Source organism: Phytobacter diazotrophicus, assembly GCF_052061655.1.
GTDB lineage: Bacteria > Pseudomonadota > Gammaproteobacteria > Enterobacterales > Enterobacteriaceae > Phytobacter > Phytobacter diazotrophicus.
On sequence record NZ_CM125428.1, the window covers coordinates 2310988 to 2326332 of the forward strand.

Sequence of the window (15345 nt, forward strand, 5' to 3'; positions counted from 1 at the left end):
GAAAAACGCGCCCGGGCATCACGTCGGGCGCGTTTTTTTATTGCGAAGTGCTTTGCAATGATCCGTCAGGCGTTAGCTGCTTGCGGAATATAGTCATCAGATTGCAGGAAGTGGTTAATCAAGTAGATCATGGTCTCTCCTGAAAGCCCACGCATGCACTCATAAGTTTTGTCTTTTGGACACCACTCAGCAAAGGACACTCCGTTTGTTTCTTTGGGATCTGTACTCACCAGTCTGCCGCATGGACCGTAAGCCGGGCAGGCAACATCAATACCTAATGCATTCCAGCCTTGTGCGCCATTTCTGAACGGTAAACGGTTTTTCGCCTCAATTTGCGAGTAAATAGAAATGATGCCGATCGAGGTCATGCCCGCAAGGGCAACCGGACCCGAATCACAGGCGATTAATAGCGCGCAATGGCGCATAAAATAGATCGTTTCCATAATTGAAAACGCATTGACGGCGGTAATAGCGTGCGGGTTGGTAATGGTCATCAGGTCGCGCTTGTGACTATTATTCTTATCGCTACCAATAATAACCACCTGCCATCCTGTAGCGACCATATGATCGGTTACGGCATTCCAGCCTTCTTCGGTCCAGGTTCGATTTGGCGCGCCGACGTTTGGATGCACCAGCACGGTTTTGCTCGCATCAAGGTTATGTTGTTTTATGAATGCATCGACGCGGGATGTATCAAGATGGCTTAAATCGATCTTCGGCTGTAAATCGCTTTCTCGCCACTGACTCCCAAATTCATCCAGAAAGGCTAAAGACATATGTTTGGGGGCCAGAATCTGATCCCATTTATCGAGAATGTGAATCTTATCTCGCATACCGACTTTTTCAATGAGCTTGCTTTTCCCTTCTGTAACGGAATTCATTGGCCAGAAGTAATCGACTGCCGGACAGGCGGAAGCCATATCCTCAAATAACTTATTGGCAATAAGTACAAATTTATCTGTAGTCTGTGTTTTGAGCGCAGTTAATGCACCCAGAGCAAAAACGACGTCGCCCATTGAGGCTGCACAACGAAAAATTCGCAAGTTATCAGGGGATAAAAGTGCATCGTTGTCAACGAGTTCAAGGTTTTTGGTATTGGCAAAACAGGCGAATTTGCCAGTAAGTTGTTCTAAAGGCGTCTCTTCCATGCGCGGCAATGTCAAAATAACCTCATTCCCGTTCATCAAAAACATCTCAGTACATAATTCACCCGCCATCTTCTCCGGAAGAACATTGCATCTATCGAGAAAGACAAGGGGAATCGTATTTGGCAGATTTAAAACCTGAAAATTGTGCGGATACGTTACGCCTTTCCTGCCACCCCACACGAGGAGTTTATTAATATTGTTATTGAGTGGGTTTGCACTGAATTCGCTGATGATGTTATCTATATTTGCCTGGCAATCGCGAACGGAATAATCATTTTTGAAGACAATGAGTAAGGTATTGCTATCAACAAATTCGCGTGCCGTTTCGACTTCAGGGAAAGTAAATAGTACAGTTTTTAAATTTGGGTTGGCTTCTAATGGAGATATGGATAACCCATTTTCAGTGACCTGGGTCTTGTCGCATGAGTAGTATTTGGTGTCGTAAATTTTACCAAAAGAGTAAGTGACAACAGAGTTCCACCCTCGGCTTGAAATCAAATTCTCTTTCTTAGTGAATATTTTATCTTGCAAATGTTGAGCATAGGTGCCGATGGCATTCTGACGCTGTGCAGCAGGCAATGCAAGTAACGTATTACGCGTTATAATAGATAGTGGATCATCCTCATAAATTCGTAAGTGTGTTTTATTCCTCGGGTGACGCGATTTGCTCAGGATTGTACTAATATCTTCCGCATGCCTGGTGCCAAAATGAAGATAGATAGAAGGAACTAATTTTTGACTAATACTATATAAGATATCTTTTACAACATCAGAAAAGTTCGCGTAAGTGATATTGATAATGGTGACATTGCTTTTTTCTTTAAATTCGTCCTTGTAATCTAATGCTTGTCGTAATATAAAAGTATGCGAACTGGTATCGCTAATTTTTTCGGCAAGATCGGTCGCCTGCATGCTAAATGCAGATGGGCTAGTTTCGATGTAAAAATGGAACTTCATCTTCTCAATTCCTCAATGAGCTATCCATAGCCTAACTGATCTATTATCTATCTTATTAAAATTTAAGGGTAACACGCCTGACCTTGTTCTAACTGAGGATTAGACCTGTTTTTTCTATCTTATTAGGGCAATTGCACCTGACGTTTTCAACATGAGATTACGTTTTATCCATATGAAAAATAATGTTTTTATGATTTTTAATCCTGATTTTTCATCCGGGACTGTTGCGATGAACCACTACGCTTGAAGGGCCATGAACTGAGCACTGTGTATGGATAGGGAAATCCTTTATCCGTGGGGGCTAAAGCCATCTACAGCCAGGTGTATTTTCTGGTTTATCACATCAGCCGTCAGCGTTCAGGCAGTTCTATACTTTAAACTGAGCACGAAAGTAGTGTCTTATCATGACGTCAATTGCTGCTGTAACTGTTATCTTAGGCTATTGCTCTGGGAGGTAGGGTGTGGTCGGGTTTAATTTTGAGCTAAATACCATGTCTCATATGACTACACGGATATTGAACGATTAAAATCTGGTTTTGTGAGGATGCATGATTATTAAAAGCCTTGTACATTCATCAAAATGCAAAGTCTGTGAAAGCGATGCCTATTTATGTGGAGTCGTTGACTTTAATACTTCATGTGATAGTAAGTTACCTGATCATGCAGTCTTACCATTGACGGGAATACCGATTTATTATCATCGCTGCGAGAATTGCGGACTGCTATATACTCATGCATTTGATGATTGGGATTTCGATGATTTTAAAAAATACATTTATAATGATGATTATATAAATCACGATCCTGATTTTCTTGGTGTTCGCCCAAGAAATAATGCAGAATTGGTAATGTCTAATTTTAAACCAATACTGAAATGGAATGTTCTCGACTATGGCGGCGGTGATGGCCAGCTTGCAAACTTGCTCTGTGAACAGGGCGTTAAAGCGGTTGGTTGGGATCCGTTCCATTTAAACCTTGAGTTACCACAAGGCAAGTTTGAATTAATTACCTCTTTTGAAGTTTTCGAACATACGCCTACCCCAGTTGCTACTCTCTTTGAGGCTTTCAATTTCCTGGAAGAGAAAGGGGCAATTTTCTTTTCTACATTAGTAAGCGATTCTATGACCAATGAAAGCACCCATAGCTGGTATGTCGCGCCACGAAATGGTCATGTAACGATCCATACTAAAAAGTCGCTTTCAATTCTTTTTGCGAAAGTTGGAATGGACGTGTTTAGCTTTAGCGATAGCGTGCATATAGCCTATTTCCCGACACCAGCGGACGCTTAAGAATCTGAGCTGGCCTCATCATCTTAACGATATGAGGCTTTATTTGCTCAGCTAAAGCCGGGAAGTGATCAACGGATCCGCGTCGCGGATTCGTATCAGTCGACTACAGATGGTGATATATCAGGCATAGTTCACCAGTTTGCATATATTTTTAATCCATATGCAGATTATTCCTGTTGCATTAACTTGTTATTATCTACCAGCGTTATATAATCTCCATTATTAGCTGTAAAACTGTCTGTCGTTATATTTGGTTTGCTACTCTCCTTCGTTTATCCATATTTCCTCCACAATTGCTGTAAAAATGTTTTTTACACTTTCATTGTTTTACCGATGCTCTGATTTTTTGACGAATAAAACGCTAAAGTGAATATCGTCAACACGGCATACGCCGCAAGAAAACATGAATAGTAAGGAATTATATTATGCGTAAACTCACCGCTCTGTTTGTTGCCTCTACCCTTGCTCTTGGCGCTGCTAATCTGGCGCATGCTGCCGATACCACGACCGCTCCGGCTGATGGCGGCCCGACAATGCATCATAAAGGCCCACGCGGACCTCATCATGACATGATGTTCAAAGGCCTGAACCTGACGGATGCGCAGAAACAGCAGATCCGCGACATCAGGAAAGGCGAGTATGAGCAGATGCTGCAAGAACGCCGCGATATGCACAACATTATTGCCAGTGACACCTTCGATAAAGCGAAAGCAGAAGCGCAAATCGCGAAGATGGATGAGCAGCGTAAAGCGCACATGCTGGCACATCTTGAAACACAGAACAAAATCTACAATGTCCTGACGCCGGAACAGAAAAAACAGTTTAATGCCAATTTTGAGAAGCGTCTGACAGAACGTCCGGCGCCAGAAGGTAGAATGCCTCAACCTGCTGAATAATTGATTCAGCAACTCCTATCAAGACCGCCGGTCTTGCTCATAGCACGTGTTTACGTTGTGGGCAGGACTGGCGGTTTTTTCTTTCCCGCCCCCTTGTCTGCCGCCTGTATCACGGTATTCTCAACCTGCTCGTTTTTGACAAAAAATTTCCGTGTATCATTACGTTAATTTTTTACATGCTGACCACAGCATCGCTAAGGCATCCTGCTTTGCTGCCGATAATCTTTTAATGGCAGGATGGATGATAATGACACGCTGCCTTTAGAAGCAGCGGCGCGGCGCTTCCATGCTGCGCCATTCAGGAGTGATGATGGAATTCTTTGATATCCGCAAAATGCCGGTAAATCTCTGGCGTAATGGTGCAGGGGAAACCCGAGAAATTTGTTGTTTTCCGGAGGCGACGCGAGATTTCAGTTGGCGGGCAAGTATCGCATCGCTGGCCAGTAACGGTGAGTTTCCGCAATTTCCCGGCGTCGATCGTGTCATTACCCTTATTGAAGGCGGTGAAGTTACGCTGGATGCCGGCCATGAATTCTGTCACACGTTAAAAAAATTCCAGCCTTTTACATTTCCCGGAGAACAGCCGGTGAAAGTCCAGCTTCATGAAGGGCAGATGTCGATGGATTTCAATATCATGACTCGCCGCGATCACTGCCGTGCAAAAGTACGCATTGCGGACCGGACTTTTACCACATTTGGCACCCGTGGGGGCGTGATCTTCGTACTGAGCGGGGCATGGCAACTTGGCGATAAGCTGCTTACCGCCGATCAGGGGGCCTTTTGGAGCGAAGGCCGCCAGACGCTACGTTTGTTAAAATCAGAAGGTCAGTTACTTTTTAGCGAAATTACCTGGCTTCCCGGTCACTGAGGGAACTCACTAATCAGATACTCCCCTGACAGTAACGGCTTGCAGAGTATTTTATAACCATCATGATCAAACCCGGCGGGCGTGCGGAGTAACTCTGCCGCCTCATCCAGATGGTTTACTGCGCCAAGCCACAGCCAGTTATGAATGATATGGTATTGCGTCATCTGTTCACCCACTTCCTGTAAGCTAATTGGCCCGTTCCAGGGCCAACACACCAGACGCATACGCTCCATTGCGGCCAGAAAACGGCCATCATGCTCGGCCACGGTTTCTTTACCGCAACACGCGCCTGCGCACCGGCGCAACGCCGAACGAAAACAGCCGCGACCGCGAGTTAATGACTCCAGACCCAGCAGGCCGTAGCAGAGCTTTTCGTCATCGGCGATGGACTGCAAGGTTTGCAGGGCGGCGCGGCGGTTGGCGAACAGGCCGTACAGGCCGACCTCTGAGGAAAAATCCACTTCACGGGCGTAGACTACCTGTGGTTTATCGCCGTTGACTGATAATGAACAAAGCTGTCGATTGCGGCGCAGACGTTTATTAAAAAGCGGTTGTTGCTCTTTAATCAGGCGAGCTTCAAGCAGCAGGGCTCCAAGCTCACCTGCGGTACATATCCAGGTGATGCGTCGGGACTGGCGGAGCATCGCCGCTTCGTCGGGGGTACGCAAATGAGAAAGTACCCGGCTACGTATATTCACGCTTTTGCCGATGTACAGGGGCATCGCGTCGCTTTCGCCATGAAAAAAATAGACGCCTGGCTGCTTTGGTAGTGCTTCCAGCCATGGACGTAAATGCTCGGGATATTCATAAATAGCCGCCGCTTCAAATTCAAGACGCGGGGCGGATTGACGCCTGTTCACTGCGGACTCCTGATACTGTTTAGATATCCAGTGTAGCAGGCTGCGGCAGGTGAAAAAAGAGGCGGCTTGCGCCGCCCCTGAGATTTATTGCTTTTTCCAGAAATCGTCGAAAACGGTGATCGGCGGGCGACGTTTATGTTCCGTCTTCACATACCAGCCTTCGATGATCTGCGCTGTACCGGCGTCGAGCGTTTTGCCTTCCAGGTAATCATCAATGTTCTCGTAGGTAACGCCGAGTGCTGCTTCGTCCGGCAGAGAAGGGCGATCGTCTTCCAGGTCAGCGGTAGGGGCTTTCTTATACAGGTGTTCCGGGCAACCCAGGGATGCCAGCAGTTGTTTACCCTGACGTTTATTAAGACGGAAAATCGGGTTGATATCTGTACCGCCATCACCGTATTTGGTGAAGAAACCGGTGACCGCTTCTGCCGCATGGTCAGTACCTACGACGACACCTTTCGTCATCCCGGCGATGCTGTACTGGGCTTTCATACGCTCACGGGCTTTTTCGTTGCCGCGAATAAAATCGCTCAGCTCGATGCCTGCCTCGCGCAGCGCCTGTTCGCTGGCCAGCACTGCACCTTTGATGTTTACCGTCAGCACGCGATCCGGTTTGATAAACTCAATGGCATCCTGGCAATCTTGCTCATCTGCCTGTACGCCGTAGGGTAAACGTACCGCAATAAACTGATAGCTGGTGTCGCCGGTTTCCTGGCGCAATTCGGAGATGGCGGTCTGGCAAAGCTTACCGGCCAGGGTTGAGTCCTGACCGCCGCTGATACCCAGTACCAGTGAGCGTAAAAAGGGATAGGTTTGTAGATAGGATTTGAGAAAATCAACGCTACGGCGAACTTCTTCTTCGGCGTTGATGGTCGGCTTGACGCCCAGTGCCTGAATAATCTCTTGTTGCAGAGTCATTTAACCCCTCCGTCATGTGGCCTGCTATGCAGGTAGCAAATAGGTGATGCAGCCAAATTAACCCTTTGACGGTAAAACGACAAGGATCACGAATTTGAGTGTCGCATATTACGCCGTTTTAGCAGGTTATCATCGTTTTATTAGATTTTTCTGAAAGTTATGCCAGTCACGTCGTATAGTTGAAAAATGCAATTTTATATTCCAGGCTTAGATAACACGCTGATACACAAGCGGATAAACAAGAGGATGGAATATGAACAAGAACATCGCAGGAATTCTGGGTGCAGCGGCGGTACTGACTATGCTGGCAGGGTGTACGGCTTATGATCGCGCTAAAGATCAGGTGAGCCAGCCCGTAGTGAAAGATGTCAAAAAAGGGATGACCCGCCAGCAGGTTATGCAGGTTGCCGGTCGTCCTTCTTCCGAAGTGACCATGATCCACGCGCGTGGTACTTGCCAGACCTATATCCTGGGTCAACGTAATGGTAAAACTGAAACCTATTTCGTCGCGCTGGATGAGACGGGTCACGTGATGAACTCAGGCTACCAGACCTGTGCCGAGTATGACACCGATCCGCAAGCGCCTAAGCAGTAACCTTTGATTCTCTTTGCCTGAGCAGATCTAAAACCGGTCCCTGGGCCGGTTTTTTTACGTCAGGATCTTTTTTAACGAAGCGAATTATTTGGCCGTAATGTGAAGGGAATCATGATACCAGGTCAATGAGAGACAATTATGGTTTGTAGCGAATTATCCCCTTGCAGCGCGCCCACGTATACTCAATACAACATCAAAAAACAGATAACGCGGCGTCTCGCCACACGGCTTAATCATTGGATTCTTCGATGATAAATGCTGTTCAAGGGAGGTTTTATGGATAAGAAAATCATCTATTTGTTCTGCTCAGCGGGCATGTCTACCTCGTTGCTGGTGTCGAAAATGCGTGCGCAGGCAGAAAAGTATAATGTGCCGGTTATTATCGATGCCTTTCCGGAAACGCTGGCGGCAGAGAAAGGTCCACAGGCGGATGTCGTCTTATTAGGTCCGCAAATTGCGTATATGTTGCCTGAAATCCAGCGCATTCTGCCCGATAAGCCAGTAGAAGTTATTGATTCTTTGCTCTATGGCAAAATCGATGGTTTAGCAGTTCTTAAAAGTGCCATTGCTGCCATTAAAAAAGCAGCGCTTTAAATTTTTATTTTTCCCGTCAAAGAGTAATTTCACACATTCATGCCGCAATTAACGTTGCGGCACTTAAGGGCTTATTTGTATGAATAAAGCGATCAATTCTCTGGAGAAGGTGCTGTTGCCGTTCGCGGTAAAAATAGGCAAGCAACCGCATGTCAATGCGATTAAAAATGGCTTTATTAAATTAATGCCATTAACGCTCGCCGGGGCCATGTTTGTTTTAATTAATAATGTCTTTCTTAGTTTTGGCGAAGGGTCTTTTTTCTACTCTCTTGGTATTCGACTGGATGCGTCAACAATTACTTCCCTGAACGGCCTTAAAGCCATAGGCGGTAATGTCTATAACGGTACATTGGGCATTATGTCGCTGATGGCGCCTTTTTTTATTGGCATGGCGCTGGCGGAGGAACGCAAAGTTGATCCCCTTGCTGCCGGATTGCTGGCCGTGGCGGCGTTTATGACGGTGACCCCCTATAGCGTTGGGGAGGCGTATGCGGTAGATGCTAACTGGCTCGGCGGCTCGAACATTATCTCCGGTATGTTGATTGGGCTGGTGGTCGCGGAAATGTTCGCCTTTGTTGTCCGGCGCAACTGGGTGATTAAGTTACCTGATAGCGTTCCTGCGTCGGTCTCTCGCTCCTTTTCGGCGCTGATTCCGGGCTTTGTGATCCTCTCTGTCATGGGGATTATCGCATGGGGACTGGCCGGTGCCGGAACGACCTTTCACCAGATCATTATGGACTCCATCTCTAAGCCACTGGCGGCAATGGGCGGGGTGGTTGGTTGGGCGTATGTCATCTTTACCTCGCTGCTGTGGTTCTTTGGCGTCCATGGTTCACTGGCTCTGGCCGCACTGGATAGCGGCATCATGACGCCGTGGGCGCTGGAAAACGTGGCGCTGTATACCGAATACGGTTCAGTCGATGCGGCGCTGGCCGCGGGGAAAACCTTCCATGCCTGGGCGAAACCGGTTCTTGACTCCTATATCTTCCTGGGCGGCACCGGGGCGACGCTGGGGTTAATTATCGCCATCTTTATTGCGTCCCGCCGTGCCGATCACCGCCAGGTGGCGAAGCTGGCATTGCCTTCCGGGATCTTCCAGATTAACGAACCCATGATGTTTGGCCTGCCGATTATCATGAACCCGGTGATGTTTATTCCGTTCATTCTGGTTCAGCCGTTACTGGCAGCCATCACCATGGCGGCTTATTACATGGGAATCATCCCGCCTGTCACCAATATCGCACCCTGGACCATGCCCACCGGGCTTGGGGCTTTCTTTAACACCAACGGCAGTATCGCTGCCCTGTTGCTGGCGCTGTTCAACCTCGGTGTGGCGACACTGCTCTACCTACCGTTCGTCGTGATATCGAATAAAGCACAGAACACTATCGAAGCCGAAGAGAGCGAGGAAGATATCGCCCAGGCGTTGAAATTTTAAGGAACTTCGCCGCGGCCTGTGTATGGCCGCGGCTACAGACGAGGAGTCATCATGTTGGATTTAGATAACCTGCCGGAAACAGACACCGACGCGGACGCCCTGGAAGAGGTCGTCATGGGGCTTATCATCAACGCGGGTCAGGCGCGAAGCCTGGCGTACAGCGCATTAAAACAAGCCAAGCAGGGGGATTTTGAGACGGCAAAAACGTTGATGGCGCAATCCCATGCCGCCCTGCATGAGGCACATCGCGTACAGACTCAGCTCATTGAAAGTGATGAGGGGCAGGGTAAGATAAAGGTAAGCCTGGTACTGGTCCACGCGCAGGATCACCTGATGACAGCCATGCTGGCGCGAGAGCTTATTACCGAGTTGATTGAACTGCACGAGAAAATGTGACGATAAAGGAGAAGCCCGCAGATGCAGCCAGAGATAAATGCGACGGACGCGAGAATAGTCAGAGAGCAACAGCTTTTTAATGGCCGGCCTTTTCACGTGTTTATCTACAATAAAGTTGAGAGCATCAGTGGGCTGCATCAGCATGATTACTATGAATTTACGCTCGTCCTGACCGGGCGTTACTATCAGGTGATTAACGGGAAACGGGTGTTGCTGGAGCGAGGTGACTTTGTCTTTATACCCGTCGGTTCAACCCACCAGAGCTTTTATGAGTTTGGCGCAACGCGGATCCTTAATGTGGGGATCAGTCGGCAATTTTTTGATACGCATTATCTTTCGCTGGTACCGTTTTGTTTCGTGGCCTCGCAGAGTTATCGCATCAAGGCCAACTTTCTGGCGTACATTGAATCGGTCATAGCATCGCTCAATTTTCGTGATAGTGAACTCGATGAGTTTATTGAAAATGTCACCTTCCATGTTATCAATCGCCTGCGCCACTACCGTGAGCAGCAGGAGGAAGATTGCATTCCGCAATGGTTAAAAATGACCGTAGAGGGTATGCATGACAAACACCGTTTTGGTGAAAATGCGCTGGAAAATATGGTCGCCTTGTCGGGGAAATCTCAGGAATATTTAACCAGGGCAACGCAGCGTTATTATCATAAAACACCGCTGCAAATTATTAATGAAATTCGGATTAATTTTGCCCGCAAGCAGCTCGAAATTTCGAATTTCTCAATCAACGATATTGCATGGGAGGCAGGGTACAGCAGCCCCAGCTTATTTATTAAAACATTTAAACGACTGACCTCATTTACACCAGGTAGTTACCGTAAACAACTGACGAATATTTCCTGATTTGCGGGGTTTGTCCCCGCTAACAAACATCACCATTCTATAATTATCGCACTGCGGTAATGACACGGCTTGTCTTAACATCAGGCCTGAGGGAGAAAATATGACGACGAAACTGAAAATTGTCACTATCGGTGGCGGCAGCAGTTATACCCCGGAGTTACTGGAAGGATTTATTCTTCGCTACCATGAATTACCCGTCAGTGAATTATGGCTGGTAGATGTGGAGGAGGGGAAACATAAGCTGGATATCATTTATGATCTTTGCTGCCGCATGGTGGACAAAGCGGGGGTGCCATTAAAGATATTTAAAACCCTTGATCGACGTGAAGCGCTGCGCGATGCTGATTTCGTTACCACACAATTCCGTATCGGCCAGCTCAAAGCACGTGAACTCGACGAGCGCATTCCGCTAAGCCATGGTTATCTTGGTCAGGAAACCAATGGTGCCGGTGGTTTGTTTAAAGGGCTACGCACTATCCCGGTGATTTTCGATATTCTTCGTGATGTGGAAGAGCTGTGCCCGCAGGCATGGGTGATCAATTTCACTAACCCGGCTGGCATGGTCACAGAAGCGGTTTATCGCCATACCAACTTCCGTCGCTTTATTGGCGTCTGTAATGTCCCCATCGGTATGAAAATGTTCGTCCGTGATGTTCTGCAACTCGCCACGACTGATACGTTATCGATCGATTTATTTGGTCTGAACCATCTGGTCTTTATCAAAGATGTGCTGGTGAATGGCGAGTCGCGCTTTGCCGAATTAATGGATGGGGTCGCTTCCGGGCGTCTGGCGAAATCTTCGGTGAAGAATATTTTTGATTTACCCTTCTCGGAAGGCTTACTGCGTTCGCTCAACCTGCTGCCATGTTCCTACCTGCAATACTATTTCAAATCCAAAGAGATGCTGGGTATCGAAATGGGGGAATATTACAAAGGGGGGACGCGTGCGCAGGTGGTTCAGGAGGTCGAAAAGAACCTCTTTGAGATGTACAAAGATCCGACACTCAATGTGAAACCGAAGGCACTGGAGATGCGCGGCGGGGCTTATTATTCCGATGCCGCTTGTGAAGTGATCAATGCGATTTTTAATGATAAGCAGACGGAGCATTACGTGAATGTGCCGCACAGGGGCTGTGTAGAGAATATCCCTGCGCAATGGGCAGTAGAAATGACCTGTCTTCTGGGGCGCGAGGGGGCGACGCCGCATCCACGGATCACACACTTTGACGACAAGGTTCTTGGGCTGATTTACACCATTAAGGGCTTTGAGATTGCTGCCAGCAACGCGGCACTGAGCGGTGAGCTGAATGATATTTTGCTGGCGCTCAACCTTAATCCGTTGATCCATTCTGATAAAGACGCGGAAAAACTGGCTCGCGATATGCTGCTGGCCAATCAGCAGTGGTTACCGCGTTTTGCTACGACAATAGCATCCTTCAAACAGTGAGGGGTTATGCAAAGACTGTTAATCGTCAATGCGGATGACTTTGGCTTAAGCCGTGGGCAGAACTACGGCATCGTCGACGCCTGCCGTAACGGCGTCGTAACGTCCACGACTGCGCTGGTGAACGGTGCCGCTATTGAACATGCGGTTGCGCTGTGCGAGCAGGTTCCGGAACTGGCGGTGGGGCTGCATTTCACGCTGACGTTGGGAAAACCCGTGGGAAATACGCCATCACTGACGCGAGAGGGGCAACTTGGGAAATGGATCTGGGATCTGGCTGCACAAGGTTCCCTGCCGCTCCAGGAGATTGCCGATGAGCTGGCCTGCCAGTATGCGCGTTTTATCGCACTGTTTGGCAAGCCGCCGTCACACATCGACAGTCATCATCATGTGCATATGATTGGCGCCATTTTCCCGCTGGTTGCGGCGTTTGCCCGGCAGAAAGGCATTCCGCTGCGTGTCGATCGCGATGAGGCCCGGCGTCAGGGAATTGACGCAAACGGGGTATCCAGCACGAGCGGTTTTTCCAGCGCCTTTTATGGCGATGAGATCACGGTATCGCTGTTCACCGCCATTCTGGATGCCGCCGCGCAACGTGGCGACAGTTCACTGGAGATCATGAGCCATCCGGCGTTTGTGGATAATCAGCTTATGGCAAGTCAGTACTGTTACCCACGTTTAACAGAGCTGGAAGTGCTGACCCAGCCTTCATTGCAACAGGTCATTGCCGAACGCGGCTTCAGACCGGGCACTTTTCGGGATCTGTAAGTCACGCACCGAGGCACAGGCCGCGGTGCGTGCTTATCAGGCAGGAATGCTGGCGATTTTACTCATGCGTGACCAAATACGGTGCGCGCGCAATAACCCCAGGAAATCATCCAGGGTGCTGCCTGAGGCATCCTCGGCCTGGATCACACCTTCTTCCCCCTGCGCGCCAACCTGTAAAGCGGCGCTGAACTGACGGGCATCGCCCAGCAGCGTAATGGGTTTTAGATGTTTGTAGGCTTCCAGCAGGTAGTAAAGCGCATCGCCATTATTCAGTAACTGGCTGAGATCACCGCCAGGCACAATGACGCCATCAACCGTCAGTGACGGCGCGCCCGCAAAAGTCCCCGCGACAGGTAAGACGGAGCCATCATCGGTCACAACAGTGCCCATTCGGGAATAGAGCAGTTTCGCATGCACCCCTTGTGCTTTAAGTGCTTGCAGAATAGTGAGCACATCATCGGCACGCGTTTTATCATTTAGCAACACGGCGACGATACGCCCTTTGATGGCACCATCCGGGATGGCATACAGGCTGAGCGACGGATCTTTTTTCAGGCCGTTTACCTCCTTCGGTGGCGCGATGTTGCGTTGTGCTTCACTCAGCGTAATGCCGAGGTTCGCAGCGACGGCATTTGCCAGATGGACGTCAATATGCGCCAGTTGGTCAACCACCCGTTCACGAATATATTCGCGCACGACCTTACTCAGCTCGAAGCTGAAAGCATCGATGATATGCAGCTGCTCAAATGGCGTCTGGCTGAGCCAGAACAGGCGTGGATGCGCATAATATTCGGCAAATGAGGGGCTACGTTCGCGAATTTTGCCGCCTTCAATCCGCTCCTGGTACGACTCAAACCCACCCCGTTTGGGGCCCGGCGGTGTCTCGCGCGGCCAGTTGTCATTAATCGAGTTGGGTTCATAGTTTGCCGGGTTAGTATCAATATCCATTCGATGCATGCCGTCGCGCTGCAAATTATGGTACGGGCAGGTGGGGCGGTTTATGGGGATCTCATGAAAGTTTGGCCCACCAAGACGGCTAATCTGCGTATCCGTATAGGAGAACAGACGCCCCTGCAGCAGGGGATCGTTAGAGAAATCGAGCCCGGGGACAATATGACCGGGGTGGAAGGCGGCCTGCTCGTTTTCGGCAAAGAAATTATCCGGATTACGGTTGAGCACCATTTTGCCCACTCGCTTTACTGGCACCAGCTCTTCCGGGATCAGTTTCGTCGGGTCGAGGAGATCAAAATCAAATTTAAATTCATCTTCTTCAGGAATGAGCTGTAATCCAAGCTCATATTCCGGGTAATCACCCGCTTCAATCGCTTCCCAGAGATCGCGACGATGAAAATCGGGGTCACGACCGGTCAATTTCTGCGACTCATCCCAGACCAGTGAGGCTTTTCCTGCCACGGGTTTCCAGTGAAAACGCACAAACGTGGCTTTGCCTTCGGCATTGATCATGCGAAAAGTATGAATACCAAAGCCTTCCATGGTGCGATAACTGCGTGGGATCCCGCGGTCAGACATTGCCCAGATGACATTATGCAGTGTCTCCGGTTGCAGCGAGACATAATCCCAGAAGGTGTCATGAGCGCTCTGCCCCTGGGGAATTGCCCAGTGAGGCTCGGGTTTTACCGCATGAACGAAATCCGGGAATTTATGCGCGTCCTGAATAAAAAATACGGGCGTGTTGTTCCCCACCAAATCGAAGATACCCTCTTCGGTGTAAAACTTGGTGGCAAATCCACGAATATCCCGCACGGTATCGGCGGAGCCTGCTCCTCCCTGAACCGTGGAAAAACGCACAAATACCGGCGTGATTTTCTCCGGGTCGGAGAGAAAATCTGCTTTGGTGATGGCCGATAAACTTTCGTAAGGCTGGAAATAGCCGTGGGCGGCAGAACCGCGTGCGTGGACGATGCGTTCAGGAATGCGCTCATGGTCAAAATGGGTGATCTTTTCGCGCAGAATAAAGTCTTCCAGCAGCGTCGGTCCCCGCGTGCCCGCCCGCAGTGAATTTTGATCGTCTGCGATGCGTACGCCCTGATTTGTCGTCAGTGGAAAATTTTCGCTGCCCTTACGAAAGGCTTCCAGCGCGGTGAGTTTCTCATTGGCCGTGTTGGGGGCCTTTAAACTGCCTGGGGCCGTGGGTTGCTCGCCGGGCGCGGAGAGATGCGGGGAAGGGCGATGGGAACCGTCTGCCGGCGCCAGAGAATCCAGACCGGGTTTTGACTCACTGGCATCATGCACCGGTGATTGATGATTTGTAGGGTTTTGTTCTTTATCCGACATTGAACACGTCTCCTGTTTTCATTG

14 protein-coding genes are annotated in these 15345 nt (G+C 49.0%); 10 read left to right on the top strand and 4 right to left on the bottom strand.

Features of this window, described 5'->3' with window-relative positions; translation table 11 throughout:
* Nucleotides 1–65: 65 nt before the first annotated feature.
* Nucleotides 66–1217 (bottom strand): glycosyltransferase family 9 protein, encoded by a 1152-nt coding sequence (locus ACS0RQ_RS11300; protein WP_423809641.1) that lies wholly within the window; start codon nucleotides 1215–1217, stop codon nucleotides 66–68.
* A gap of 1436 nt (nucleotides 1218–2653) precedes the next feature.
* Between ACS0RQ_RS11300 and ACS0RQ_RS11305 the strand changes: the two genes are divergently transcribed.
* The 3 genes from ACS0RQ_RS11305 to ves all read left to right on the top strand — a co-directional run bounded on the left by ACS0RQ_RS11305 (nucleotide 2654) and on the right by ves (nucleotide 5158).
* On the top strand, nucleotides 2654–3394 hold the full coding sequence (locus ACS0RQ_RS11305; protein ID WP_334633065.1) for a class I SAM-dependent methyltransferase: 741 nt from the start codon (nucleotides 2654–2656) through the stop codon (nucleotides 3392–3394).
* A 425-nt stretch (nucleotides 3395–3819) separates the two neighbouring features.
* Complete coding sequence (spy, locus tag ACS0RQ_RS11310) at nucleotides 3820–4290, top strand: ATP-independent periplasmic protein-refolding chaperone Spy (protein WP_271848991.1); 471 nt, start codon at nucleotides 3820–3822, stop codon at nucleotides 4288–4290.
* A 310-nt stretch (nucleotides 4291–4600) separates the two neighbouring features.
* Complete coding sequence (gene ves / locus ACS0RQ_RS11315) at nucleotides 4601–5158, top strand: environmental stress-induced protein Ves (protein ID WP_271849135.1); 558 nt, start codon at nucleotides 4601–4603, stop codon at nucleotides 5156–5158.
* On the opposite strand, the gene cho is transcribed toward ves, so the two are convergent.
* Nucleotides 5152–6018 (bottom strand): excinuclease Cho, encoded by an 867-nt coding sequence (gene cho / locus ACS0RQ_RS11320; protein ID WP_041851627.1) that lies wholly within the window; start codon nucleotides 6016–6018, stop codon nucleotides 5152–5154. The two genes, ves and cho, sit on opposite strands and share 7 nt — an antisense overlap.
* 84 nt (nucleotides 6019–6102) lie before the next feature.
* Entirely contained in the window at nucleotides 6103–6933 is an 831-nt protein-coding gene (nadE, locus tag ACS0RQ_RS11325; RefSeq protein WP_271848990.1) for an NAD(+) synthase, read from the bottom strand.
* A gap of 253 nt (nucleotides 6934–7186) precedes the next feature.
* Here nadE and osmE point away from each other — a divergent pair, with 253 nt between their 5' ends.
* The 7 genes from osmE (at nucleotide 7187) to chbG (ending at nucleotide 13026) form a co-directional block, all read left to right on the top strand.
* A complete protein-coding gene (osmE, locus tag ACS0RQ_RS11330; RefSeq protein ID WP_041851625.1) occupies nucleotides 7187–7528 on the top strand; it encodes an osmotically-inducible lipoprotein OsmE in 342 nt (113 codons plus the stop codon).
* Nucleotides 7529–7804: 276 nt separating this feature from the next.
* Complete coding sequence (locus ACS0RQ_RS11335) at nucleotides 7805–8122, top strand: PTS sugar transporter subunit IIB (RefSeq protein ID WP_041851624.1); 318 nt, start codon at nucleotides 7805–7807, stop codon at nucleotides 8120–8122.
* 79 nt (nucleotides 8123–8201) lie between these two features.
* Nucleotides 8202–9560 carry a PTS N,N'-diacetylchitobiose transporter subunit IIC gene (chbC, locus tag ACS0RQ_RS11340; RefSeq protein WP_334633062.1) on the top strand — a complete coding sequence of 453 codons (1359 nt, stop codon included), beginning with the start codon at nucleotides 8202–8204 and terminating at the stop codon, nucleotides 9558–9560.
* A 51-nt stretch (nucleotides 9561–9611) separates the two neighbouring features.
* Nucleotides 9612–9956 (top strand): PTS N,N'-diacetylchitobiose transporter subunit IIA, encoded by a 345-nt coding sequence (gene chbA, locus ACS0RQ_RS11345; protein WP_165158427.1) that lies wholly within the window; start codon nucleotides 9612–9614, stop codon nucleotides 9954–9956.
* A 21-nt stretch (nucleotides 9957–9977) separates the two neighbouring features.
* Complete coding sequence (chbR, locus tag ACS0RQ_RS11350; RefSeq protein WP_271848988.1) at nucleotides 9978–10814, top strand: transcriptional regulator ChbR; 837 nt, start codon at nucleotides 9978–9980, stop codon at nucleotides 10812–10814.
* A gap of 100 nt (nucleotides 10815–10914) precedes the next feature.
* Nucleotides 10915–12261, top strand: a complete 1347-nt coding sequence (locus ACS0RQ_RS11355; RefSeq protein ID WP_271848987.1) for a 6-phospho-beta-glucosidase — start codon at nucleotides 10915–10917, stop codon at nucleotides 12259–12261.
* A gap of 6 nt (nucleotides 12262–12267) precedes the next feature.
* Nucleotides 12268–13026, top strand: coding sequence for a chitin disaccharide deacetylase (gene chbG, locus ACS0RQ_RS11360; protein WP_271848986.1), 759 nt, complete (start codon nucleotides 12268–12270; stop codon nucleotides 13024–13026).
* A gap of 36 nt (nucleotides 13027–13062) precedes the next feature.
* On the opposite strand, the gene katE is transcribed toward chbG, so the two are convergent.
* Nucleotides 13063–15321, bottom strand: coding sequence for a catalase HPII (gene katE, locus ACS0RQ_RS11365; protein ID WP_271848985.1), 2259 nt, complete (start codon nucleotides 15319–15321; stop codon nucleotides 13063–13065).
* Between the last annotated feature and the right edge of the window lie 24 nt (nucleotides 15322–15345).